At 69.5% G+C, this 22523-nt stretch carries 23 protein-coding genes; 10 read left to right on the forward strand and 13 right to left on the reverse strand.

Going from position 1 to position 22523, the window contains the following annotated elements; translation table 11 throughout:
• Nucleotides 1–9: 9 nt before the first annotated feature.
• Both DFR72_RS47025 and DFR72_RS21215 read left to right on the forward strand, forming a co-directional pair.
• On the forward strand, nucleotides 10–498 hold the full coding sequence (locus tag DFR72_RS47025) for a hypothetical protein (RefSeq protein WP_245983256.1): 489 nt from the start codon (nucleotides 10–12) through the stop codon (nucleotides 496–498).
• 10 nt (nucleotides 499–508) lie between these two features.
• A complete protein-coding gene (locus DFR72_RS21215; RefSeq protein WP_090067538.1) occupies nucleotides 509–1000 on the forward strand; it encodes a hypothetical protein in 492 nt (163 codons plus the stop codon).
• Here the strand turns inward: DFR72_RS21215 and DFR72_RS21220 are convergent.
• Nucleotides 993–2492: an ABC transporter substrate-binding protein gene (locus tag DFR72_RS21220; RefSeq protein ID WP_090067537.1), complete on the reverse strand. Its 1500-nt coding sequence runs from the start codon at nucleotides 2490–2492 to the stop codon at nucleotides 993–995. The two genes, DFR72_RS21215 and DFR72_RS21220, sit on opposite strands and share 8 nt — an antisense overlap.
• Before the next feature lie 24 nt (nucleotides 2493–2516).
• Between DFR72_RS21220 and DFR72_RS21225 the strand changes: the two genes are divergently transcribed.
• Nucleotides 2517–3296 carry a carbon-nitrogen hydrolase family protein gene (locus tag DFR72_RS21225; RefSeq protein ID WP_090067977.1) on the forward strand — a complete coding sequence of 260 codons (780 nt, stop codon included), beginning with the start codon at nucleotides 2517–2519 and terminating at the stop codon, nucleotides 3294–3296.
• A gap of 23 nt (nucleotides 3297–3319) precedes the next feature.
• Complete coding sequence (locus DFR72_RS21230; protein WP_090067536.1) at nucleotides 3320–3748, forward strand: antibiotic biosynthesis monooxygenase; 429 nt, start codon at nucleotides 3320–3322, stop codon at nucleotides 3746–3748.
• Here DFR72_RS21230 and nadC read toward each other — a convergent pair.
• The 3 genes from nadC to nadA are packed head-to-tail and all read right to left on the reverse strand — an operon-like array spanning nucleotide 3719 to nucleotide 7184.
• Nucleotides 3719–4555: a carboxylating nicotinate-nucleotide diphosphorylase gene (gene nadC / locus DFR72_RS21235; RefSeq protein ID WP_090067535.1), complete on the reverse strand. Its 837-nt coding sequence runs from the start codon at nucleotides 4553–4555 to the stop codon at nucleotides 3719–3721. The two genes, DFR72_RS21230 and nadC, sit on opposite strands and share 30 nt — an antisense overlap.
• The gene (locus DFR72_RS21240) at nucleotides 4552–6165 is read right to left on the reverse strand and encodes an L-aspartate oxidase (protein ID WP_090067534.1); all 1614 of its coding nucleotides are present in this window, start codon (nucleotides 6163–6165) and stop codon (nucleotides 4552–4554) included. The genes nadC and DFR72_RS21240 overlap by 4 nt, the downstream gene beginning before the upstream one ends.
• The gene (gene nadA / locus DFR72_RS21245; protein WP_090067533.1) at nucleotides 6165–7184 is read right to left on the reverse strand and encodes a quinolinate synthase NadA; all 1020 of its coding nucleotides are present in this window, start codon (nucleotides 7182–7184) and stop codon (nucleotides 6165–6167) included. Before nadA ends, DFR72_RS21240 begins: the two co-directional genes overlap by 1 nt.
• A gap of 73 nt (nucleotides 7185–7257) precedes the next feature.
• Here nadA and DFR72_RS21250 point away from each other — a divergent pair, with 73 nt between their 5' ends.
• From DFR72_RS21250 to DFR72_RS21265, 4 genes are all read left to right on the forward strand, one after another.
• A complete protein-coding gene (locus tag DFR72_RS21250) occupies nucleotides 7258–7953 on the forward strand; it encodes an NUDIX hydrolase (RefSeq protein ID WP_256239428.1) in 696 nt (231 codons plus the stop codon).
• Between the two features lie 10 nt (nucleotides 7954–7963).
• Nucleotides 7964–8644, forward strand: a complete 681-nt coding sequence (locus DFR72_RS21255) for an LON peptidase substrate-binding domain-containing protein (RefSeq protein ID WP_090067532.1) — start codon at nucleotides 7964–7966, stop codon at nucleotides 8642–8644.
• Nucleotides 8645–9095: 451 nt separating this feature from the next.
• A complete protein-coding gene (locus tag DFR72_RS21260; RefSeq protein ID WP_090067531.1) occupies nucleotides 9096–10340 on the forward strand; it encodes an MFS transporter in 1245 nt (414 codons plus the stop codon).
• Nucleotides 10337–11059 carry a putative hydro-lyase gene (locus tag DFR72_RS21265; RefSeq protein WP_090067530.1) on the forward strand — a complete coding sequence of 241 codons (723 nt, stop codon included), beginning with the start codon at nucleotides 10337–10339 and terminating at the stop codon, nucleotides 11057–11059. The genes DFR72_RS21260 and DFR72_RS21265 overlap by 4 nt, the downstream gene beginning before the upstream one ends.
• A gap of 45 nt (nucleotides 11060–11104) precedes the next feature.
• Here the strand turns inward: DFR72_RS21265 and DFR72_RS21270 are convergent, their stop codons facing one another.
• The 4 genes from DFR72_RS21270 to bioD form a co-directional block, all read right to left on the reverse strand.
• Nucleotides 11105–11698 (reverse strand): DUF2567 domain-containing protein, encoded by a 594-nt coding sequence (locus DFR72_RS21270; protein WP_090067529.1) that lies wholly within the window; start codon nucleotides 11696–11698, stop codon nucleotides 11105–11107.
• 13 nt (nucleotides 11699–11711) lie between these two features.
• Nucleotides 11712–11909: a biotin synthase auxiliary protein BsaP gene (gene bsaP / locus DFR72_RS21275; RefSeq protein ID WP_090067974.1), complete on the reverse strand. Its 198-nt coding sequence runs from the start codon at nucleotides 11907–11909 to the stop codon at nucleotides 11712–11714.
• Nucleotides 11909–12925 (reverse strand): biotin synthase BioB, encoded by a 1017-nt coding sequence (gene bioB, locus DFR72_RS21280; protein ID WP_090067528.1) that lies wholly within the window; start codon nucleotides 12923–12925, stop codon nucleotides 11909–11911. Before bioB ends, bsaP begins: the two co-directional genes overlap by 1 nt.
• 70 nt (nucleotides 12926–12995) lie before the next feature.
• Nucleotides 12996–13715: a dethiobiotin synthase gene (bioD, locus tag DFR72_RS21285; RefSeq protein WP_090067527.1), complete on the reverse strand. Its 720-nt coding sequence runs from the start codon at nucleotides 13713–13715 to the stop codon at nucleotides 12996–12998.
• A gap of 36 nt (nucleotides 13716–13751) precedes the next feature.
• Here bioD and DFR72_RS21290 point away from each other — a divergent pair, with 36 nt between their 5' ends.
• Nucleotides 13752–14006 (forward strand): glutaredoxin family protein, encoded by a 255-nt coding sequence (locus tag DFR72_RS21290; RefSeq protein WP_090067526.1) that lies wholly within the window; start codon nucleotides 13752–13754, stop codon nucleotides 14004–14006.
• Here DFR72_RS21290 and DFR72_RS21295 read toward each other — a convergent pair.
• From DFR72_RS21295 to dnaE, 4 genes are all read right to left on the reverse strand, one after another.
• The gene (locus DFR72_RS21295) at nucleotides 13991–14497 is read right to left on the reverse strand and encodes an RICIN domain-containing protein (RefSeq protein WP_090067525.1); all 507 of its coding nucleotides are present in this window, start codon (nucleotides 14495–14497) and stop codon (nucleotides 13991–13993) included. The genes DFR72_RS21290 and DFR72_RS21295 overlap by 16 nt on opposite strands.
• Nucleotides 14498–14508: 11 nt before the next feature.
• A complete protein-coding gene (locus DFR72_RS21300; RefSeq protein WP_090067524.1) occupies nucleotides 14509–15765 on the reverse strand; it encodes an adenosylmethionine--8-amino-7-oxononanoate transaminase in 1257 nt (418 codons plus the stop codon).
• Nucleotides 15766–15775: 10 nt separating this feature from the next.
• Nucleotides 15776–16981, reverse strand: coding sequence for a cytochrome P450 family protein (locus tag DFR72_RS21305; RefSeq protein WP_177224596.1), 1206 nt, complete (start codon nucleotides 16979–16981; stop codon nucleotides 15776–15778).
• A gap of 124 nt (nucleotides 16982–17105) precedes the next feature.
• Entirely contained in the window at nucleotides 17106–20618 is a 3513-nt protein-coding gene (gene dnaE / locus DFR72_RS21310; RefSeq protein ID WP_090067972.1) for a DNA polymerase III subunit alpha, read from the reverse strand.
• A 301-nt stretch (nucleotides 20619–20919) separates the two neighbouring features.
• Between dnaE and DFR72_RS21315 the strand changes: the two genes are divergently transcribed.
• Entirely contained in the window at nucleotides 20920–21762 is an 843-nt protein-coding gene (locus DFR72_RS21315; RefSeq protein ID WP_090067522.1) for an AsnC family protein, read from the forward strand.
• Here the strand turns inward: DFR72_RS21315 and DFR72_RS21320 are convergent.
• Nucleotides 21759–22523, reverse strand: coding sequence for an inositol monophosphatase family protein (locus DFR72_RS21320; protein WP_245983259.1), 765 nt, complete (start codon nucleotides 22521–22523; stop codon nucleotides 21759–21761). The genes DFR72_RS21315 and DFR72_RS21320 overlap by 4 nt on opposite strands.

The following is a 22523-nucleotide window of genomic DNA, read 5'->3' on the forward strand; positions in this document are numbered from 1 at the left end:
ATCGAGGTCATGGGGGATCGGACCTTCGGTTACAGCGCACAGGTGAAGCCGTTCCTGTGGGTGTTCATCGTGGTGACACCGCTGGAGGTCCTGCTCGTGGAGCTGATCGTGCCGTGGTTCTGGCTGCGGGCCGTGCTGCTCGTGTTCGGCGTGGTGGGCGCGCTGCTGCTGGGGTGGCAGATCTGGATGCTCTCCAAGTTCAAGCACTCGGTGGACGACGAGTACCTGTGGCTGCGGTACGCGCGTGAGTTCGAGTACCGGATCCCGTTGGCGGTCATCGAGAACGTGACGCAGGGCACGACGAGCCGGACGCTGCACCGTACGCGGTCCGTTGTGGACGGAACGCTCGTGCTGGAGATCTCCGGCTCCACCAACGTCTCGCTGCGGCTGAGCGAACCGCAGGCGGTCGACCTGGGCCGGCGCGGCGCGCACGACGTGACGGAGGTCGAGTTCTGGACCGACGACCCCGGCGGCATGGTTCGCGCGCTGCGAAAATAGGCTCTCGCGCATGGTGGAGATCCCCTACGGCAAGCGCATGAAGCCGCGGTACGTGCGGTTCCTGATCATCACGGTGGTCGGGGTCGCGCTGGTCGCGTTCGCCTTGGACGTCCCGTGGCTGCTCATCACGCTGATCGTCCTGGGCGTGCTGAACACGGTCGTGTGCGTGGGCGCTCTCTACGTGCTGACCAAGCAGCCGCACACCGTCTCCGACGACGAGCTGCGGCTGCGGCAGCTGGGGTTCTTCGACTGGCGCATCCCGACCGCGGACCTCGGTCCCGCCCAGATCGCCGAACGCACCCACAAGGGGCAGCGCAGCGTCGAGGTGATCGGTGACGCGCTCGTCATCCAGTCGCTGACCAGGACGAACGTGTCCGTGCCGTTCCACGAGCCGCAGCTCGTCGACCTCGGCAAGACGGGTGTGCAGCGGGTCGAGCGCGTCGAGTTCTGGGCGGACGAGCCGGAGAAGGCCGTCCGCGAGATCAACGCCCGGACTACTTAGGCTCCCACTTCTCCAGGTTCCACCACGGGCCCCAGGCCAGCGCGCCGTAGGAGTTCGGGTCGACCACCGGCTGGTAGCCGTTCCACGAGTCGCGCATCACGTACGCGTGCTCGGGGAAGACCAGCACCGCCATCGACGGCGCGGCGACGAACGCCTGCTGGAAGAGCTTGTACGCCACCGCGCGCTGCGCAGGGTCGATCAGCCTGCGGCCGTTCTCGAGCGCGGCGTCGGCGGCGGGACTGCCCTGGCCGCGCAGGTCGTAGAGCATCAGGTCCGGGTCGAACGGCGAGCCCTCGCCGTAGAGCAGCGCGTCCTGGGCCATGCGCGGGCGGATCGCCTCCCACGACAGACCGGCGAGCTGCACGTCGACGCCCACGGCCTTGGCGTCGGCCGCGAACGCGGTGGCCAGGTCCGCGCGCAGGTCGTCGCCCAGCGGGTACATCAGCGTGAAACGGGCGGCGACGCCCTCGCGGACCCGGATGCCGTCCGCGCCGGGCACCCAGCCGCCGACGTCGAGCAGCCGCGTCGCCTCGGACTTGTCGAAGCGGAACTTCGCGGTCGGGTCGAACACCTCGGCCAGCGCGTCCGGCACCGGCGTGTACGCGAGGGTGCCCTTGCCCTCGAGCAGGCTGTCGATCATGCCCTGGCGGTTGGCGGCGAAGTTCAGCGCCAGCCGGACGGAGGCGTTGCCGGTGACCGGGTGGGCCGCGGGCAGCCGCACGGCGCGGTAGTCGGCGCTGCGGTGGTAGTTCACCTGCAGGCCCGACCTGGCGGCGAACTGCGTGGCGATCTTGGGCGGCAGCACCGTGCCGTCGAACTCGCCGGCCTGCATGCGGCCGGCACGCTGGTTGTCGTCGGTGACGAAGACGATCGTCGCCTTCTTGACCTTGGGCGCGCCGTCGAAGTAGCCCTCGTTGGACTCCAGCAGCAGCCGGTCGCCCTTCTTCCACTCGGTGACCTTGTACGGGCCGGTGCCGACGGGCTGACCGTCCGGGTTCGCCTGCTCGCTGGGCAGGACGCCGAGCACGAGCAGGTGCGGGAAGGCCGCCTGCGTCTGCGTGAGGGTGAAGCGGACCGTCGACGGGTCGACCTGCTCGACGCCCTTGAGCGTGCTGAACCTGTCCTTGACCGGGTTCTGCAGCGCGGCGGTGTAGGTGGCGACGACGTCCTCGGCGCCGAACGTGCTGCCGTCGGTGAACTTCACGTCGCCGCGCAGCTTCACCGTCCAGCTCAGGCCGTCGGCCGACGGCTGGGGCAGATCGGCCGCGAGCCGCGGGGTCAGCGACCCGTCCTGGCGGTGCTCGACCAGCCCGTCGTAGATCTTCGACACACCCTGCGCGCCGTAGCCGAGCAGCGGGTTCAGCGTCGTGGGCTCGTCGCGGTCCGCCAGCACGATCGACGTGCCGTTCTGCCCACCGTCCGGGCGGGGTGCAGGGGTCTCGGTGCAGCCCGCGACGGCCAGCAACACGACTAGGAGCAGTGGGGAACGCACGTCCGGGACCCTACAGTGATCCTCATGCGCGTCGCCGTGAGTCAGATCAGCTCGACCACCGATCCCCGCTCCAACCTGGAGCTCGTCCGCGACGCGGTGCGCAGGGCCGAGGGCGCACGGGTCGTGCTCCTGCCCGAGGCGACGATGTGCCGCTTCGGCGTGCCTCTCGGGCCTGTCGCGGAGCCGTTGGACGGCCCGTGGGCGTCCGCGGTGCACGAGATCGCCGTGCAGCACGACGTCGTGGTGGTGGCGGGCATGTTCACGCCTTCCGGTGACCGCGTGACGAACACGCTCCTGGTGACCGGGCCCGACGTCCACGTCGGCTACGACAAGATCCACCTGTTCGACGCGTTCGGGTTCCAGGAGTCGCGCACGGTCGCGCCGGGGTCCGACGTGGTGACGTTCGAGGTCGACGGCGTCACGCTGGGCGTCGCCACCTGCTACGACATCCGCTTTCCCGAGCTCTTCCGCGCGCTGGCCGACAAGGGTGCGTCCGCCGTGCTGGTCGGGGCCTCGTGGGGCGCCGGGCCGGGCAAGAAGGAGCAGTGGGAGCTGCTGGTGCGGGCGCGCGCGTTGGACTGCACGTCGTTCGTCGTCGCCTGTGGGCAGGCCTATCCCGGTGATCTCGGGTCTTCGGCGCCCACCGGGATCGGGTACTCGACCGTCGCCGACCCGTTCGGGAACGTCGTCGTGCAGCTGTCGGACCAGCCCTCGGACACGATCGTGGACCTGGACCCCGACGTGGTGGCACAGGCTCGCGAAGTGCTGCCGGTGCTGGCGAACCGGCGCTTGACCTCCAGTTAGGTCGAGACCACAGGATCGGGGACATGACACTTCCCGAACTGCCCGGTTTCGTCCGCGACCGCAAGGACCTCGACGGCTTCACGCTCTACCGCTCCGGCGACCCGCGGGACCGCCGGGAGCCCGGCTGCGTCGTGCTCGTCACCGTCGACACCGACAGCGAGGCGACCGCGCGGGCGTGGGTCGACTCGGTGTTCGTGGCACTCGCCAGTGAGCCGAACCCCCACCCCGGCGGCATCTCCGCCGCCTTCCACATCCGGGAGGACGGCAGGCGCGTGATCAACTACGCGGAGTGGGTCAGCGCGCAGGACCACGCCGACGCGCTGTCGGGCCGCGGCGGCGGAGTCGGCTCGCCGACCGCCGACTGGCGCCGAGTGCAGAACTTCCCCGGCGTCCAGCACGTGAGCGTCGAGCGGTACCGGCCGCTAGCGGAGGTCCAGGCCGAGGTCGAGTGACGGACTGGAGTGCGTGAGGCCACCGACCGCCAGGTAGTCCACGCCGGTCTCGGCGTACTGGCGGGCCACGTCGAGCGTGAGCCCGCCGGACGCCTCCAGCTTCACGCCGTCCGGACGCCGCCGCACGGCCTGAGCGCACTGCTCGGGCGTGAAGTTGTCCAGCAGCACCAGTTCCGCGCCTTCGGCCAGCGCCTCGTCGAGCTGGTCGAGGCTGTCGACCTCGACCTCCATCAGCAGGTCGGGCGCGTGCGCACGGGCCGCGCGGATCGCGGCGCCGACCGACCCCGCCGCGGCGACGTGGTTGTCCTTGATGAGGATCGCGTCGCCGAGGCCCATGCGGTGGTTCACGCCGCCGCCGGCCCGCACCGCGTACTTCTGCAGCAAACGCAGGCCCGGCAACGTCTTGCGCGAGTCGCGGACGGCCGCGCCGGTGCCCTCGACCGCGCTCACCCAGCGGGCGGTCTGCGTGGCGATGCCCGACAGGTGGCAGATCAGGTTCAGCGCCGTGCGCTCGACGGTGAGCAGGCCGCGGGTCGAGCCGGTCAGCACCAGCGCCGGCTCGCCGGGAACGGCCTTGTCGCCGTCGGAGGCCTCGGAGAGCACCTCGACCTCGGGCAGGTAGCGCTGGAAAGCCGTGCGGGCGACGGAAACGCCGCACAGCACGCCCGCCGCGCGAGGGGTGATCTCGGCGGTGGCGACGGCCTTCTCCGGCACGGTCGCGAGCGTCGTGGCGTCGAGCCCGTAGCGGAGGTCCTCTTCCAACGCGAGCTGGATGACCCGGTTCGCGTCGTCCCAGTCGATGGTCATGCGACACCCTTTGCGAGAACAGGATCGGCCAGCACGGGCTGACCGGTCGGGGTGAGCCGGACGAGCTGGCTGCGCCGCCACACGTCGGAACGCTCGGTGAAGTCCGTGCGCACGTGGCAGCCGCGCGACTCGGTGCGTTGCTGCGCCGCCGCGATCAGGGCGCGGGCGGCCGTGGTCAGCGCCGCGTCCTCGACCAGTTCGCGCGACTCCAGCTGCTTGTCCACGGTGGACACGTCGAGCACCGAGCCGACGACGGCCAGGCCTTCGGCGTCGCGGCCGATCGCGGCGTAGCGGGACATCACGCGCTGCAACAGGTCGCGGTCCGCGACGGGTGCGGTGGGCAGCGACGGCTCGACCGACCGCGCGGGCGCGATCAGGCCGATGGCGAGGTCGGCGGCGACGGTCTCCGCGGCACGCGTGCCGCAGACCAGGCCTTCGAGCAAGCTGTTGGAGGCCAGGCGGTTCGCGCCGTGCAGACCAGTGCGGGCGACCTCGCCGACCGCGTAGAGGCCCGTCACGCCGGTGCGGCCGTCGACGGTGGAGACCACTCCACCGCAGGCGAAGTGTGCCGCCGGGGCGACCGGGATCGGATCCACGGCCGGGTCGATGCCCACCGAGGTGCAGGCCGAGTACACGGTCGGGAAGCGGGTCGCCATGTCGTGCAGCGCCGTCGCGTCCAGGAAGACGTGGTCGTCGACGCCGCCGGGCCCCGCCGCCATGTGCCGGGTGATCGCGGCCGCCACGACGTCGCGCGGCGCCAGGTCCTCGAGCGGGTGCACGCCCTTCATCACGCGGGCACCGGTCGCGTCGATCAGCACGGCACCTTCGCCGCGCACGGCCTCCGTGACGAGCGGGCACCGGCCACGGGCGCCGCGACCCGTGTAGAGGACGGTCGGGTGGAACTGGATGAACTCGACGTCCGCGGCCAGCGCGCCGGCCCTGAGCGCCAGCGCCAGGCCGTCACCCGTTGCCACCGCGGGGTTCGAGGTCGCCTGGTACATCTGGCCGAGGCCACCGGTCGCCAGCAGCACGGCGGGCGCGGTGAGCACACCGGGCACGCCGTTGCCGTCCAGGACCAGGAGCCCGGCCACGGCACCGAGCGGCGTCTTCACCGCGTCGACCGCGACGTGGTTCTCCAGCAGGGGAACCCGTCCGTCCACAGTGGCCTTGAGCAGGGCTCGCTCGACCTCGGCGCCGGTCGCGTCGCCACCGGCGTGCACGACGCGGAACGCGCTGTGGCCGCCTTCGCGGGTGCGTTCGAGCAGGCCGTCCGGCTTCGCGTCGAACACGGCACCGCGCTCGCGCAGCCGGGCGACGGCCGCGGGGCCGTCGGTGATGATCGCCGCGACGGCCGCGTCCTCGCAGAGGCCCGCGCCCGCCGTCAGGGTGTCGTCGATGTGCCGTGCGACCGAGTCGCCGGCGTCGTGCTGGTCCTCCATGACGACGGCGACGCCACCCTGGGCCCAGCGGGTGTTGCCGTCGTCCCCCGCGGCCTTCGTGACGACCAGGACGCGCAGTCCCAGCTCACGAGCCCGCAGCGCGGCGGTCAGACCCGCCACGCCCGTGCCGACCACGATCAGGTCGGCTCGCGCCTCCCAGCGCGCGGCCATCACTCACCGCCGCCGGGCTTGCCGATCTCGATCATGCGCTGCACGGCACCCTGGGCGCGCTCGGCGGTCTCCAGGTCGACGTGCACCTCGTCCAGGCCGTCACGCACGCAGCGCAGCAGCGCGGCCGGCGTGATCATCTTCATGTAGGTGCAGGACGCTCGGTCGTTCACGGCGCGGAAGTCGATCTCCGGAGCGGCCTTGCGCAGCTGGTGCAGCATGCCGATCTCAGTCGCCACGAGCACCTTGGTCGCCTTGGTCGAGCGGGCCGCGGTGATCATGTCGCCGGTCGAGAGGATCTTGACCTTCTCCGCCGGGACGATGCCCTCGCCGCTCAGGTACAGCGCGCTCGTCGCGCAGCCGCACTCCGGGTGGATGAAGAGGTCCGCCTCGGGGTTCGCGGCGGCGCGCTCGGCCAGCTCGGGGCCGTTGATGCCCGCGTGGACGTGGCACTCGCCCGCCCAGATGTGCATGTTCTCGCGACCGGTCTCGCGCTTGACGTGCGCGCCCAGGAACTGGTCCGGGCAGAACAGCACCTCGCGGTCCGCCGGGATGGACCTGACCACGTCGACGGCGTTCGAGGACGTGCAGCAGATGTCCGTCTCGGCCTTCACCTCGGCCGTGGTGTTCACGTACGACACGACGACCGCGCCGGGGTGCTCGGCCTTCCACTCGCGCAGCTGCGCGCCCGTGATCGAGTCGGCGAGGGAGCAGCCCGCGCGCTCGTCCGGGATCAGCACGGTCTTCTGCGGGGCGAGGATCTTCGCGGTCTCGGCCATGAAGTGCACGCCGCAGAAGATGATGGTCTGCGCGTCGGACTGCGCGGCGATCCGGCTCAGCGCGAGGGAGTCGCCGGTGTGGTGGGCGATGTCCTGGATCTCGGGCAGCTGGTAGTTGTGCGCCAGGATGACGGCGTCGCGCTCCTTCGCGAGACGCAGCACCTCGTCTCGCCACGCGGCGTTCGGCTCGACTCCGCCGTACACACCCGACGCGGTTCGCTCCACGGTTGCGGTAGCGACCATCACTGCCTCCTCGATCCGGGGTTTTCGCCTACTGGTCGAAAACGTGGCCGATAGTATCAGCCGGGTGGCAGGTGTGGGGCACGAAGTTCTGGCCGCTGTGTTGCGGGTGAGAGGTGCGTCACTCCAGGTCATGCTGTGGGAGCGCGCTCGGGAACCGCACGCTCACCGCTGGTCGTTGCCGGGTGGGGAGCTGCGGGTGGACGAGGACGTCGAGTCCTCCATCCGCCGCCAGCTGGCCGAAAAAGTCGACGTGCGACAGTTGTCACACGTCGAACAGCTCGCCGTGTTCAGCGCGCCGGACCGAGTTCCCGGTCCCCGCGTCGTGGCGACGGCGTTCCTCGGGCTGGTCCCTTCGGACGTCGATCCCGAGCGGCCGGCGGACACCGAGTGGCACTGCGTGGAGAAACTGCCCGCGATGGCGTTCGACCACGCCTTGATCGTGGATCGAGCGCGGCACAGGCTCGGCTCGAAGCTGTCGTACACGAACGTCGGTTTCGCACTGGCACCACCGGAGTTCACGATCTCGCTGCTGCGCGACCACTACTCCGCGGCACTGGGCTACCGCGTGTCCGCGACGAACCTCCAGCGCGTGCTGTCGCGCCGGTTGTTGCTGGAGCCCACGGGTGGTACCGCTCCCCCCGGCCCGTCCGGCGGCCGCCCGGCGGCGTTGTTCCGTTTCAGCGCCAAGGGAATCAAGGTGACCGATCCGTTCGCCGTCCTGAGGCCGCCCGGATCCGGCCGTCCGGCGGCCGGGAGTGGCACCACGTAACGTTGGGCGCGTGGCAGAGACGCTTCCGTTGTTCCCCCTGGGCACAGTGCTGCTGCCAGGGGCGTCTTTGCCGTTGCACATCTTCGAACCCCGCTACCGGCAGCTCGTCGTCGACCTGATGACCGGCTCGCTGTTCGGCAGGACGTTCGGCGTCGTGTGCATCAAGCAGGGCTGGGAGGTCGGCGCCGACAACGTCCACTCGTTGCAGGACATCGGCTGCTCGGCCGACCTGCTGGACGCCCGGCCGCTGCCCGAGGGCCGCTTCGACATCGTGACGCGCGGGGTGCGGCGGTTCCGGCTGCTGGACGTCGACACGACGACGGCGCCGTACCTGCTGGCCCACGTCGACTACCTGGACGACGCTCCCGTACCCGAGGCGGCCCAGGAGGTCGTGCCGATCCTGGAGCGCGGAGCCCGTGCCGCCCATGAGCGGTACTGCGGCGCCGCTTGGCATCGCGAGGACTGGTCGGCGCCGGGGGACGACGTCTCGCTGGGAACCCTGTCGTACCTGCTGGCCGCCGACTGCCTGCTGCCCGTGGAGGACCGGCAGCGGTTGCTGGAGGAGAGGTCGCCGGCTCGGCGGTTGCGGCTGGTGCGACGGATGCTGCACCGGGAGACCGGGATCCTGAGCGCGTTGAAGGCCGTTCCGGTGCCGTTGACCGAGTTCGGGCACGTGCCCAGCCCGAACTAGCCAGACCGCCGGCGGCGTGCCGCGGGAACTGCCGGACTAGGGCCTGTATCGAAGTCTGATCCGCGATAGCCGGGCCCGAGGCGGCCCCAGGCCGCGCGGCCGGACGGCCCACATACAACACGGGTATGCGGGCCGTCCGGCCGCGCCACCAGGAACCACCTCAAGCGCAGCTCTCATCGAACCAGACTTCGACACAGGCCCTAGTCGCCTCACGCTCGTCGCCCGATCGCATACGGGGACCTTTCGCACGCTCGTGAGTGCGAAAGGTCCCCGTGTGCGTTGAGGCGATGCACGCGCGGACCGTTGACTCGCATCGGCCCCACCTGTCGAACCGCGCGCCTACGCCGATCGTCGGATCGTTGAATTGTGGCCTTGTGGGATTGTTGAACAATCCTTACTCTGAGTCCCACATCACACTCCACCACTCCTCCACCACGCTGCGAGGTGTCCCATGAGCACGTCCACGACCGAGGAGACAGGCCGTTTCGCCTGGTTCCGCAGTCTCGGCCAGAAGGGCAGGCGCGCGTTCGTCGGCGCCTTCGGCGGCTACGGACTGGACTCGTACGACTACTGGGTCCTGCCCCTGAGCCTGGTCGCGATCACCGGCTACTTCGGCCTCACCAAGGCGGAGGCCGGCCTGCTGGGCACCAGCACGCTGCTGATGAGCGCCATCGGCGGCGCGGTGGCGGGGATCATGGCCGACCGGTTCGGCCGGTCCAGGACGTTGGTCATCACCGTGGCGGCGTACGCGTTCTTCACGGTGCTGTGCGGTTTCGCGACGAACTACGAGACCCTGCTGGTCTTCCGCGCGCTGCAGGGCCTCGGTTTCGGTGGCGAGTGGGCGGCCGGGGCGATCCTCGTGGCCGAGTACTGCAAGCCGAAGTACCGCGGCCGGACCGTGGCGTTCATCCAGAGCGCGTGGGCGGTCGGCTGGGGGCTCGCGGTCCTCGTCAACACCCTGGTCGTCTCGTTCGCGGACCCCGCCATCTCCTGGCGCATCATGTTCTGGACGGGTGCGCTGCCCGCGGTCCTCATCTTCTACGTGCGCCGCAACGTCGAGGACGCGCCGGAAGCCAAGGCACAGCTCAAGGAACGCGGCACGTTCCCGAAGATCTTCCAGGGGCCGATCCTCAAGACCACGGTGTTCGCCGCGTTGCTCGCGACCGGTGTGCAGGGCGGGTACTACACGCTCGCGTTGTGGCTGCCCGCATTCCTGCAGACCGGGCGCGGCCTCACGGTCATCGGCACGGGCGGGTACCTCGCGTTCCTCATCGTGGGCGCCTGGATCGGGTACGTGTGCGGCGGCTACCTCACGGACTACCTGGGGCGAAAGAAGACCTTCGTGCTGTTCGCGGTCGCCAGCGCGCTGCTGATCGTCGCCTACACGCAGATCCCCAACGGCGCCAACACGTTGGTCATGTTCCTCGGCTTCCCGCTCGGGTTCTGCATGAGCGCGATCTTCAGCGGGTTCGGCAGCTACCTCAGCGAGCTCTACCCGACGCACCTGCGGGGCACCGGCCAGGGCTTCACCTACAACTTCGGGCGCGCGTTCGGCGCGGTGTTCCCCGGCGTGGTCGGGTTCATGGCCGACCGGCTCGGCATCGGCGGTGCGATGCTGTTCGGGGCGGCCGCGTACGGAATCGCCGTCGTCGCACTCGTCTGGCTGCCGGAGACGGTCAACAAGGAGCTCGAATGACGACCGCGGGACGAGCGCCGGGACAGGCGCAGGCCAACCTGATCGCCATCCCCAGGGACTGGGCGTACGACTTCCTGCTCTTCACCCACCGCAACCCCAAGCCGTGCCCCGTGCTCGACGTGCTGGACGCGGGCGAGACCGTCAGCGCCCTCAAGCAGGACGCGGACGTGCGCACCCACGCGCCGCGGTACCGCATCTGGGAGAACGGCGAACTGGTGGCCGAACCCGAGAACGCCACGGACCACTGGCGCGACGACCTGGTGACGTTCCTGATCGGCTGCAGCTTCACGTTCGAGACGGCGCTCACCAACGCGGGAGTACCGCTGCGGCACGTCGAGCAGGGCAGGAACGTCTCCATGTTCGTCACGGACATCCAGTGCAGGCCCGCGGGAAGGTTGCACGGCCCGATGGTCGTGTCGATGCGCTGGATCCCGGAGTCCCTTGTGGACATGGCGCACAAGGTCACGGCGCTCATGCCGTCGGTGCACGGCGCACCGGTCGGTGCGGGCGACCCGAGGATGCTCGGGATCCGCGACATCGGCGAACCGGACTTCGGGGACGCGGTCGAGCACGAACCCGGTGACGTGCCGGTGTTCTGGGCCTGCGGGGTGACGCCGCAGGCGGTGCTGATGAAGTCCAGGCCGCCGTTCGCGATCACGCACGCGCCCGGTCAGATGTTCGTGACGGACATGCCGGACTTCGCCTACCGAGTCGGGTAGGCCGCTGCAACACACGACAGACTGAAGAACGGCGCCTCGAGCTCTTCAGCCGAGGCGCCGTCCCAGGTCGTCCAGTCCGTTCCACGCCGTGCAGCAGCCGTACGCCAGCGCGGCGCCCAGCGGCCACGCCAGAATTCCCCACCACGTCTCCAAAGCGGGCGCGACGAGCAACGTGTCGTTCGGCTTGATCGACGCCGGCATCGGGTAGGCGGCCAGGGCCAGCTTGCCGCCCATCCACTGCGCCATCCACCCCGCCGCGAACGAGCCGGCGGTCATCCCCAGCATCACGACCGGCCCGCGCCGCTGCCGCAGCAGCCACGTCGAGATCCCGGTGACCACGCCGGCGCCGAGGCCGATCAGCACGAACACCATCAGCGCGTCGAGCCGGTGGTAGCTCTCGACCCCGATCGGGTAGAACTTGCCGTCCTGCGCCGAGACGACCTTGAGCTGGGCCGGTGCCAGCCACGACCAGAGGTACGCGGCCGGCAGCCCGAACGCGAACGTCGTCAGCGCCACCACGAGGCTCGGCAGCAGATCCCGCTTCACCACCACCTTCGGCCGTGGCCGCGGGTAGTAGTGGTAGACGTACGGCGGCTCCGGCACGGGTTCGATGCGCACCGGCGCTGCTTTTTCGTCCATTCGCGAGAGGTTACTACCGAGCCGACAGGGTCTCTCCGTGGCGGCTGCAGCGCGCCGTCCAGCCGTCCGGGGTCACCTGGACGACCATGCGGCGCGCGCACTCCGGGCAGTAGCGCGGCGGGTCGATCATCGAGAGGCGCTGACGGCAGAACGCGTGGTCGCCGTCAGCCTCTTCCTTGCCGCAGAAAGCGCAATACACAGCCGTCGTCATCACAGGGTCTGGCTCAGCGCCTTGATCGGCATCGACAGCTCTTCGAGCATGTCGAGGTCCTGCTGCGCGGGACGGCCGAGGTTCGTCAGGTAGTTGCCGACGATGATCGCGTTGATGCCGCCGAGCATGCCCTGCTTCGCACCCAGGTCACCGAACGTCAGCTCACGGCCGCCGGCGAACCGCAGGATCGTGCGCGGCAGCGCGAGCCGGAACGCGCCGACCGTGCGCAGCGCCTCGGCGCCCTCGACGACCGGGTAGTTCTCGTACGGCGTGCCGGGGTTCGGGATGAGGAAGTTCAGCGGGACCTCGTCCGGCTCCAGCTCGGCGAGCTGCACGGCGAACTCCGCGCGCTGTGCGAGCGTCTCCCCCATGCCGATGATGCCGCCGCAGCAGACCTCCATGCCGGCGTCGCGGATCATCCGCAGCGTGTCCCAGCGCTCCTCCCAGGAGTGCGTGGTCACGACCTCGGGGAAGTGCGAGCGGGCGGTCTCGAGGTTGTGGTTGTAGCGGTGCACGCCCATCGCGACGAGCTCGTCGACCTGCTCCTGCGTGAGCATGCCAAGCGAGCAGGCGATCTGGATGTCGTTGCCGTCCGCGCGGATGGCCTTGATGCCGTCGCGCACCTGCGAGAGCAGCCGCTTGTCCGGGCCGCGCACGGCCGCGACGATGCAGAACTCGGTCGCGCCGGTGTCGCGGGTCTGCCGCGCCGCGCGGACCAGGCCGGGGATGTCCAGCCACGCCGAGCGCACCGGCGAGGGGAACTGGCCCGACTGCGAGCAGAAGTGGCAGTCCTCGGGGCAGCCGCCGGTCTTGAGCGACACGATGCCCTCGACCTCGACCTCGGGGCCGCACCAGCGCTCACGAACCTCGTGCGCCAGCGCGAGCAGCTCGGGGATCCTGTCCTCGGGGAGCTCCAGCACCTTCAGCACCTGAGCCTCGGTGAGCCCGACGCCTCGTTCGAGCACCTGCTCACGAGCTTCGTCGAGCACGTCGATCTGTTCCGGTGCTGCGGTCACGGTCTCTCCTCCTCTGTGGCCTGGCGAGCCAGTGTGCCTCACTGAATCCTTCATCGTGCAGCGATGTAGGTCACTGGACCGCGAATTGAGCCGCGAACGTCTCCGGGTCGAACTCCCCGCCGAACCAGGGTGAAAACGATCTCTTGGCGACGGTCAGGAAGTCCACTGGACCGAGCTTCGTCACACCCTGCGGCAGCGCGCCGAGCAGCGGCGCCCCCGCGGCCTCCGGCAGATCGGCCAGGTTCGTGAGCGAGGCGAGGTCGGGGTGCAGCGGCCAGCTGCCCACCACGACACCGATCGCCTCGAGCCCCCGCCGCTGCAACGCCTCGGCCGTCAGCGCGGTCGTGTTCAACGTGCCGAGCCCGGCCTGGGCCACGATCAGGACCGGCGCGTTCACCGCCCACGCGATGTCGGCCAGCGTCGAACCGGCCTCGTCGAACCGCACCAGCAGCCCGCCCGCGCCCTCGACCAGCACCAGGTCGTGGGTCTCGTCGAGCGCGGTCACCTCGGCCGCGACGTCCTTGGGGTGCACGGTGGCCATGCCCGCACGTCTCGCCGCGGTCGCCGGGGCCAGCGGGTCGGGGTATCTGGCCAGCTCACGGGTCGTCACGTCACCCGCCAGCCGCGCCACCTCCGCCACGTCGCCCGGCTCGCCGGGCAACAGACCGGTCTGCGCGGGCTTGAGCACCGCGACCCGTCTGCCTTCTGCCCTGGCCAGCGCCGCGATGCCCGCGGTCACGGCGGTCTTGCCGACCTCGGTCCCGGTTCCGGTGATCACCAGCACGCTCACAGGCAATCACCTTAGGACGTCACCTACGGTGAGGGCATGACCGAGCAACCGATCGTGATGTACGGCGCCGAGTGGTGCGGCGACTGCCGCCGGGCCAAGTCGTGGCTGACCCGCAACGACGTGCCGTTCACCTACGTCGACGTCGAGCACGACGACGAGGCGCGGGACAGGGCGATCGAGATCTCCGGCCGCAAGCAGATCCCCGTCGTCGTGCTGCCGAACGGCGAGTTCCTGGTCGAACCGACCGACACGCAACTGTCGGCCGCGATCAGCGGTCAACCCTTCGCGTAGATGCCGATCGGCGCGCCCTCGTGCACACTCGCCGCGCCGAGGAAGCCCTTGGTCGCGACAGGCGTGATGAACAGGTCGCCCTGGTGGTAGATGACCGTGAAGCGCTGTTCGACGCTGCCGGTGCACTGGTACATCTGCACCCGGCCGCCCTCCTGTTCGATCTCCTCCAGGGCGACGTCGAGGCACTTCCCGTTCGCCTCGTTGACGACGTAGGCATGGCCGCTGGAATCGCCCACGTACTCGTACCGCCACTGCTGTTCGGCACCGGCGAGGCCGCACGTCCACATCTGCACCTTGCCGCCGTCGCGGTCGATCTCCTCCAGCGCCGCGTCGAGGCACTTGCCGCCGGTTCCCGGCAGGTTGATCGTCCCGCCGCGCCCGGAGCCGTACATCTTGGGAAACGTGATGGGCTCGTCCGCCGCCTGCGCAGGCGCCACGAGACCTGCTACCCCCAGGATGGCCACGCCCAGCGCGGCCGGAATTTTCCCCATGGCGTGGAACGCTAGCGGGCCGCGGCCACCACAGCCGAACAGATCTGTGCAACGTCGGCGTCCGTGCTGACGAACGGCGGCATCGTGTAGATCAGGTCGCGGAAAGGCCGCAGCCAGACGCCCGCGTCCACCGCGGCGCGAGTGGCACGGGCCATGTCCACGGGCTCATGCAGTTGCACAACGCCAATAGCGCCCAGCACGCGCACGTCCCGAACGCCCGGCAAGGCTCGTGCGGGCGCGAGTCCCGCTGTCAGACCGGCCGAGATCCGGGCGACCTCGCGCTTCCAGTCCTGCGACAGCAGCAGGTCGATCGACGCCAGCGACACCGCCGCGGCCAGCGGGTTGCCCATGAACGTCGGCCCGTGCGCGAGCACCGGCACGTCGCCCTTGCTGATCCCGTCCGCCACCCGTGACGTGCACAGGGTGGCGGCCATCGTCAGGTACCCGCCGGTCAGCGACTTGCCCAGGCACATCACGTCCGGGCTGACGTTCGCGTGATCGGCTCCGAACAGCTCGCCCGTGCGGCCGAAGCCCGTGGCGATCTCGTCGAACACCAGCAGCACGTCGTGCGTGTACGCCAGCTCGCGCAACACGTGCAGGTAGCGCGGGTCGTGGAAGCGCATGCCCCCGGCGCCCTGCACGACCGGCTCGACGATGATCGCGGCGAGCTCGTCCGCGTGTTCCTCGACCAGGTCGGCGAGGTGCTGGACGTACGCGGGGTCCATCTCGGCCGGCGGCGCGTCCGCGAACACCTGCTGCGGCAGGATTCCGCGCCACAGCGAGTGCATGCCGCCGTCGGGGTCGCAGACGGACATCGGGTTGAACGTGTCGCCGTGGTAGCCGCCGCGCCACGTCATCAGGCGGTGCTTCTCCGGCCGGTTCTGCGAACGCCAGTACTGCAGGCACATCTTCACCGCGACCTCGACCGACACCGAGCCGGAGTCGCAGAGGAACACGTGCTGCAACGGTTCGGGGGTGATCTCGACGAGCTTCGCGCTGAGCCTGATGGCGGGCTCGTGCGTGAGACCGCCGAACATCACGTGGCTCATCCTGCCGAGCTGCTCGGTGACGGCCGCGTCCAGCACGGGGTGGCGGTAGCCGTGAATGGCCGCCCACCACGACGACATGCCGTCGACGAGCTCGCGGCCGTCCGCGAGCTCGAGCCGGACACCCGAGGCCCCGGAGACGAGCAACGGCTCCTGGGTGCCCGGCATCGGGCCGTACGGGTGCCAGACGTGCGCCTGGTCGAGCTTCAGCAGGTCGTCCACCCGAAGCACATTAGGCGAGGCGCACGGGCAGGGTGTGCAGACCGCGGATCAGCGTGCTGTCCCGCCACCCCAGCGTCTCCGGCTCGGCAGCGAGCGCCAGGTTCGGGAACCGGGCCAGCAACTGCGTGAGCGCCACGTCGAACTCCAGCCGGGCCAGCGGCGCGCCGAGGCAGAAGTGGATGCCGTGGCCGAACGCCACGTGGCCCTGCGCGGACCGCGTCACGTCGAGCTGGCCGGCGTTCTCGTAACGCTGCGGGTCGCGGTTCGCGGCGATCAGCGACACCATGAGGATCTCGTCAGCGGGCACGGTGACGCCGCCGAGCTCGACGGGTTCCAAGGTGTAGCGGAAGGTCGCGACGTTGACCGGCCCTTCCAGCCGCAGGAACTCCTCGGTGCTCGCCGGGATCAGCTCCGGGCGGTCCTTGAGGATCTGCAGCTGTTCCGGGTTCTTCAGCAACGACAGCACCGCGTTGCCGATGAGGTTCACCGTCGTCTCATGGCCCGCCACGAGCAGCAGGAACGCCATCGAGATCAGTTCCTCGGTGCTCAGCCGGTCGCCGGAGTCGTCGGCGTGCACGAGGGCGGAGAAGAACGTGTCGTTCGGCTCGGCCTCGGCGATGGCCGTGACGTGCTGGAACAGGAAGCCGGCCATCGCGCCCGCGGCGGCCTTGACCTGCTCGGGCGTGCCGAAGGTCAGCAGCTGGTTGGACCACTCGCGGAAGTCGTCGCGGTTGTCGATCGGGATCCCGAGCAGCTCACAGATCACCGTGATGGGCAGCGGGAACGCGAACGCCTCCAGCAGGTCGACCTCGTCGCCGTCGTTCAGCTTCGCGATCAGCTCGGCCGCGATCTCCTGCACGCGCGGGCGCATCAGCTCGATGCGGCGGGCGGTGAACGCCTTGGTCACGAGCTTGCGCAGCCGGGTGTGGTCCGGCGGGTCCATGTTGAGCATGTGGACGGAGAGCGTGGGCTCGATCTCGCGGCGCACGTGCGTCTGGGTGGAGTGCTTGGCCATCAGGTGGCCGCCGGTCTGGACGTTCTTGCTGACCCTGGGGTCGGTGAGAGCGATCTTCGCCTCGTCGTACCGGGTGACGAGCCAGGCTTTGAGGCCGTGCGGCAGGATCACTTCCCGCACCGGCCCTTCGGCGCGCAACAGGTCGTGCACCTCGTGCGGGTTCTGGACGTAGTCGGCGGGCAACCGGGTGAGTGTCGTCACCCCACCCAGTTAACCCCGTTTACTCACTGCTCGCCACTATTTCTCCGGCGATCCTGGATCGCCGGAGAACGCGGAATTGGTCATTGGGCCGGAAGCCGACATCCAACTCGAATCCGGCCGTTCTCTAGCGGTGGATGGTGATGCCGCGGATCGTCTTGAGATCACCGAAGAGCGACGGCGTCGTGCTGACCCGGAAGTTGCCCACCACCATCATCTCCTTCGACTTGTCGCGCTTCTGCACCTCCAGGTGCACGGCGACCTGGCCCTCGTGCGACTTGAAGACGCTCTTCAGCTCCTCGATCAGCTCGGGCGTCAGCGTCTTGGTCTGCAGCCCGAGGACGAGAGGCGGATCCGCTCCGGGGTTCGCCTCCGCGTCGCTGATGTCGAGCGGGACGACACCGTCACCGAAGATCGCCATCTTGTCCTCGCGCCAGTTCACCCGGCCCTTCACGCACACGGCGGAGTCGAGCTCCAGGTCGTCGCGCAGCACCTCGTAGGACTTCGGGAAGAACAGGACCTCGATGGACGCGTCCAGGTCCTCGATGACCGTGATCGCCCATGGCAGGCCGTTCTTGTTCACCCGGCGCTCGATCGACGAGATCATGCCCGAGACGATCAGCTCGCCTTCCTTGGGCGGATCGTCGAGCACGACGGCGATCGGCCGCGGCGCGTACTTGCGCAGGATCCGCTCGGCGCCGTCGAGGGGGTGCGAGGACACGTACAGCCCCAGCATCTCCTTCTCCAGGCTGAGCATCTGCTTGCGCGGGTACTCGTCCGTGCCGAACTTGAGGTGCGCCAGCGGTGAGGTGCTGTCGTCCTGGTCGTCGGCGCTGTCGCCGCCGAACAGGTCGAACTGGCCCTCCGCCTCCTTGCGCTTGATCGGGACGACGGCGTCGACCGCGTCCTCGTGCACCTGGATGAGCGAGAGCCTGGGGTGGCCGAACGCGTCGAACGCGCCGGCCTTGATCAGCGACTCGATCACGCGCTTGTTGCAGGCGACGAGCTCGGACTTGTCCATGAAGTCCGTGAAGGACGTGTAGGCGCCCTTCTCCTTGCGGCTCTTGATGATCGACTCGACGACGTTCGCGCCGACGTTGCGGATCGCGCCCAGGCCGAAGCGGATGTCCGTGCCGACCGCACCGAAGCGCAGCGCCGACTCGTTGACGTCCGGCGGGAGGACCTTGATGCCCAGGCGGCGGCACTCGGCGAGGTAGACCGCCGACTTGTCCTTGTTGTCACCGACCGACGTGAGCAGGGCGGCCATGTACTCGGCGCGGAAGTTCGCCTTGAGGTACGCCGTCCAGTACGAGATCAGGCCGTACGCGGCCGCGTGCGACTTGTTGAACGCGTAGCCGGCGAACGGGAGGATCGTGTCCCACAGCGCCTGGATCGCCTCGTCGGAGAAGCCGCGCGGGTCGTTGCGCATGCCCTCGCGGAAGCCCTCGAACTCCTTGGCCAGGACCTCGGCCTTCTTCTTGCCCATGGCCTTGCGGAGCACGTCCGCGCGACCCATGGAGTAGCCCGCGACCTCCTGGGCGATGAACATGATCTGCTCTTGGTAGACGATCAGACCGTGCGTCTCGCCGAGGATCACCTTGAGCGGTTCCTCGAGCTGCGGGTGGATCGGCTTGACTTCCTGACGGCCGTTCTTGCGGTCCGCGTAGTCGTTGTGTGCGTTCACACCCATCGGACCGGGGCGGTACAGCGCGCCGACCGCGACGATGTCCTCGAACGTCGTCGGCTGCATGCGGCGCAGCAGGTCTCGCATCGGCCCGCCGTCCAGCTGGAACACGCCGAGCGTGTCACCGCGGCCGAGCAGGGCGTAGGTCTCCGGGTCGTCGAGGGTGAGCTTGTCGAAGTCCGGGACCGCGTCCTTGCCGCGGTTGGCTTCGATGTTCTCGATCGCGTCGCCCATCACCGTGAGGTTGCGCAGCCCGAGGAAGTCCATCTTCAGCAGGCCGATGTTCTCGCACGACGGGTAGTCCCAGCCGGTGATGAACGAGCCGTCGTCGCGGTACCAGAGCGGGATGGACTCCGTGAGCGGGTCCTTCGACATGATCACCGCGCAGGCGTGCACGCCCGCGTTGCGGATCAGGCCCTCGAGGCCGAGCGCGGTGTCGAAGATCTCCTTCACCTGCGAGTCGGTCTCCAGCAGCGACCGGACCTCGGCGGCCTCGCCGTAGCGCGGGTGGCTCTTGTTGACGATGCCGTTGAGCGGGATGTCCTTCGCCATGATCGGCGGCGGCAGCGCCTTGGAGATCTTGTCGGCGATCGCGAAGCCGGGCTGGCCGTGGTGGACACGCGCCGAGTCCTTCAGCGCGGCCTTGGTCTTGATGGTGCCGAACGTGATCACCTGGGCGACCCTGTCGGCGCCGTACTTCTCGCTGGCGTAGCGGATCATCTCGCCACGACGGCGGTCGTCGAAGTCGATGTCGATGTCGGGCATGGCGGTGCGCTCGGGGTTCAGGAACCGCTCGAACAGCAGGCCGTGCGGGATGGGGTCGATGTTCGTGATGCCCATCGCCCACGACACGGCGGCACCCGCGGCCGAACCACGGCCGGGACCGACGCGGATGCCCACGCTGCGGGCGTAGCTGATCAGGTCGGCGACGATCAGGAAGTACGCCGGGAAGCCCTTGTCGATGATGACCTGGGCCTCGAAGTCGCAGCGCTTGATGTACTCCTCGGGAACTTCCTTGCCGGCGAACCGCCACTCGAGGCCGCGCTGGATCTCCTTGCGGAACCAGGAGGCCTGGTCCTCGCCCTCGGGGACCTCGAAGTTCGGGATGCGGTCCTTGACGGTCCAGATGTCCTCGTAGGACTCGACCATCGACGCGACCAGCAGCGTGTTGTCGCACGCCTCCGGGAGGTCCTTCCAGATCTCCCGCATCTCCTCGGACGACTTCAGGTAGTAGCCGTCGCCGTCGAACTTGAACCGGTTCGGGTCGGTCAGCATCTTGCCGGACTGCACGCAGAGCAACGCGGAGTGCGTGTCCGCCTGGTCCTTGGTGACGTAGTGGCTGTCGTTCGTCGCGAGCGGCGGGATGCCGAGCTTCTTGCTGATCTCCAGCAGGCCGTCGCGGACCCGGCGCTCGATCTCCAGGCCGTGGTCCATCAGCTCGAGGAAGAAGTTGTCCTTGCCGAAGATGTCGCGGTAGTCGGACGCGGCCTGGAACGCCTCGTTGACCTGGCCGAGCCGCAGGCGGGTCTGCACCTCGCCGGACGGGCAGCCGGTCGTCGCGATGATGCCGTCGGCGTGCTGCGAGACGAGCTCGCGGTCCATGCGGGGCTTGTAGTAGTAGCCCGTCTTGCTGGCCTCGGTGTGCAGCCGGAAGAGGTTGCGCAGTCCGTCCGCGTTGCGCGCCCACATGGTCATGTGGGTGTACGCGCCGGCACCGGAGATGTCGTCGCTGCGCTGACCGGGATCGCCCCAGGCGACCGGCTTCTTGTGCAGGCGGTTGTGCGGGGCGAGGTAGGCCTCGATGCCGATGATCGGCTTGATGCCGGTCTTCACCGCGGTTTGGTAGAACTCGTCGGACCCGTACATGTTGCCGTGGTCGCTCATGCCGACAGCGGTCATGCCGAGCCGCCCGGCCTCCTCGAACAGCGGCGCCACCTTGGCCGCACCGTCGAGCATCGAGTACTCGGTGTGCACGTGCAGATGCACAAACGAGTCCGCCACCGGCAACCCCCTTGTATAGCAAGCGTTTTAGCGCGAATGAGGGGAATGGAAGGCCCCTGGCGCTCGTCGAGACTAGCCGACTTGCGCTGGCTCAAGAAGCCGACCCGCCAAGTGACTCAGGAACTCCCGCCAAGGCGAAAAGTGCCGCATCCTACGCCCTTCGGCAGCCACGATGCGCACGACAGCGCACGTTGCCATGATCTCGATCCGGTACGCGGTGACGCGGTGGTCAGGACCTCCGGGTAGCGTTCTTTTCGTGGTGCCCCCCGATCCCGTAGACGCCCGCCTGCTCGCCGTTCTCGCCGAGTCGGGCCGCGCCGCCGTGCACGAGATCGCCCAGCGCCTGGGCATGGACCCGCGCGAGGCCGCCATGCGCCTGATCACCCTTTCCGGCAGCGGGCTCCCGTTGCTCGTCGGTGTGGAGTGCGACCCGAACGGCGTGCGCAGGGCCCTCGCGAACGCCGCCGCTTACGGCAGCTACGCGGGCGGTCCGCCGTCCGGCCCGTACGCGGTGCACCAGAGCGGGCCTCACCCCGTCCAGCAGCAGCCCTACGGTCCGCAGGGCCCGGTCAGCCAGCCGTTCCCCGCGCAGCAGCAGCCGCCGCAGGCCACCTGGGGTCCGCCCCAGACCGCCGGCTGGGTGCGCGCGGACCAGCCACAGCCCAAGCCCGTCGTCTCGCGGACCGGCAAGATCGGCTCGGCGCTGGAGGCGGACAGCCTCGAAGGCGCCCGTCTCAGCATCCAGCTGGTCGAGGTCGTCGACCCGGCCGACTTCCTGTTCACGGCGGCCGGCTACAAGCTCGCCGAGGGCGAACGGTCCGTGGTCGTGCACACCGAGGTGACGAACACCTCGCAGGTCCCCTACACCTCGCTGCCGGACATGTACCTGGTCCTCGTGACCAAGACCGGCGAGACGGTGACGAAGGCGCCCGTCTCGCTGTCCTCCCGGCCCGCGCACAAGCTCGGCGTGGGGCCGGGCGAGACGGCGGGCGGGCACAGCGTGTTCGTGCTGCCGGAGGAGACCCAGGTGATCCAGGTCCGCTGGAGCGTGCGCCCCGAGGTCGACCTGAACACCCTGGTCTGGACCGTCGAGGACTAAGCAAGTACCTCCAGCGCCGCCGCGTGCACGCCGGGCGCGGCCGCCAGGTACTCACGGCTGGTCAGCTCCCACGGCTTGCCGTCGAGATCGGTGACGACCCCGCCTGCCTCCTGCACGAGCAACACGCCTGACGCGTGCGCGCGCACGTTGTCGTTCTGCCAGTGCAGGTCCATCCGGCCTGCGGCGACCTGGGCGAGCTGGTGCGTGACCGGCACCGAGATCCGGACGTAGAGGGCCTGCTTCGCCATGGCGCTGTAGGAGGTGCCGACCCGGTCGGCCATCTCCGGGCCCTGCCCCGGCTGGGCCTGGCCGGTGCCCGCCAGCGCGCCGTCCAGCGAGGTCTTGTCCGAGACCCTGAGCCGCACGCCGTTCAGGAACGCCCCGCCGCCCTCCGTCGCCGTGAACATCTCGTCGAACAGCGGGAAGTGCACGACCGCGAGCACCGGGCGGCCGTCGCGGACCAGGCTCACGCCGATGTTCCAGTCGGTCATGCCCTGGACCGCGTTCATGTTGCCGCCGACCGGGTCGACGAGCCACCACTCACCGGAGTCCAGGGGGCCGGAGCCGTGTTCGTCGTCGAGCCAGCGCGCCTGCGGGCGGATCTCGGCCAGTTCCGGCCTCAGCAGGTCGACGACGGCGGCGTCGTTGGCTTGGATGGCGGCGACGAGTTCCGTGAGAGAGGACGCGCGGGATTCGGTCGAGTAGCGCTTCAACATCCGCTCTCCGGCACGGCGGACGGCGGCGGTGGTGGCTGCGAGCAC

The sequence above is a fragment of the Lentzea flaviverrucosa genome (genome assembly GCF_003350445.1).
Taxonomy (GTDB): Bacteria; Actinomycetota; Actinomycetes; order Mycobacteriales; family Pseudonocardiaceae; genus Lentzea; species Lentzea californiensis.

What these genes read in the sequence shown, in the direction of transcription:
- DFR72_RS47025 (WP_245983256.1), top strand. Translation starts at nt 10, where the DNA reads ATGGGGGATCGGACCTTCGGTTACAGCGCACAGGTGAAGCCGTTCCTG.
- DFR72_RS21215 (WP_090067538.1), top strand. Translation starts at nt 509, where the DNA reads ATGGTGGAGATCCCCTACGGCAAGCGCATGAAGCCGCGGTACGTGCGG.
- DFR72_RS21225 (WP_090067977.1), top strand. Translation starts at nt 2,517, where the DNA reads ATGCGCGTCGCCGTGAGTCAGATCAGCTCGACCACCGATCCCCGCTCC.
- DFR72_RS21230 (WP_090067536.1), top strand. Translation starts at nt 3,320, where the DNA reads ATGACACTTCCCGAACTGCCCGGTTTCGTCCGCGACCGCAAGGACCTC.
- nadC (WP_090067535.1), bottom strand. Translation starts at nt 4,555, where the DNA reads ATGACCATCGACTGGGACGACGCGAACCGGGTCATCCAGCTCGCGTTG.
- DFR72_RS21240 (WP_090067534.1), bottom strand. Translation starts at nt 6,165, where the DNA reads ATGGCCGCGCGCTGGGAGGCGCGAGCCGACCTGATCGTGGTCGGCACG.
- nadA (WP_090067533.1), bottom strand. Translation starts at nt 7,184, where the DNA reads ATGGTCGCTACCGCAACCGTGGAGCGAACCGCGTCGGGTGTGTACGGC.
- DFR72_RS21260 (WP_090067531.1), top strand. Translation starts at nt 9,096, where the DNA reads ATGAGCACGTCCACGACCGAGGAGACAGGCCGTTTCGCCTGGTTCCGC.
- DFR72_RS21265 (WP_090067530.1), top strand. Translation starts at nt 10,337, where the DNA reads ATGACGACCGCGGGACGAGCGCCGGGACAGGCGCAGGCCAACCTGATC.
- DFR72_RS21270 (WP_090067529.1), bottom strand. Translation starts at nt 11,698, where the DNA reads ATGGACGAAAAAGCAGCGCCGGTGCGCATCGAACCCGTGCCGGAGCCG.
- bsaP (WP_090067974.1), bottom strand. Translation starts at nt 11,909, where the DNA reads ATGACGACGGCTGTGTATTGCGCTTTCTGCGGCAAGGAAGAGGCTGAC.
- DFR72_RS21290 (WP_090067526.1), top strand. Translation starts at nt 13,752, where the DNA reads ATGACCGAGCAACCGATCGTGATGTACGGCGCCGAGTGGTGCGGCGAC.
- DFR72_RS21295 (WP_090067525.1), bottom strand. Translation starts at nt 14,497, where the DNA reads ATGGGGAAAATTCCGGCCGCGCTGGGCGTGGCCATCCTGGGGGTAGCA.
- dnaE (WP_090067972.1), bottom strand. Translation starts at nt 20,618, where the DNA reads ATGCTCGACGGTGCGGCCAAGGTGGCGCCGCTGTTCGAGGAGGCCGGG.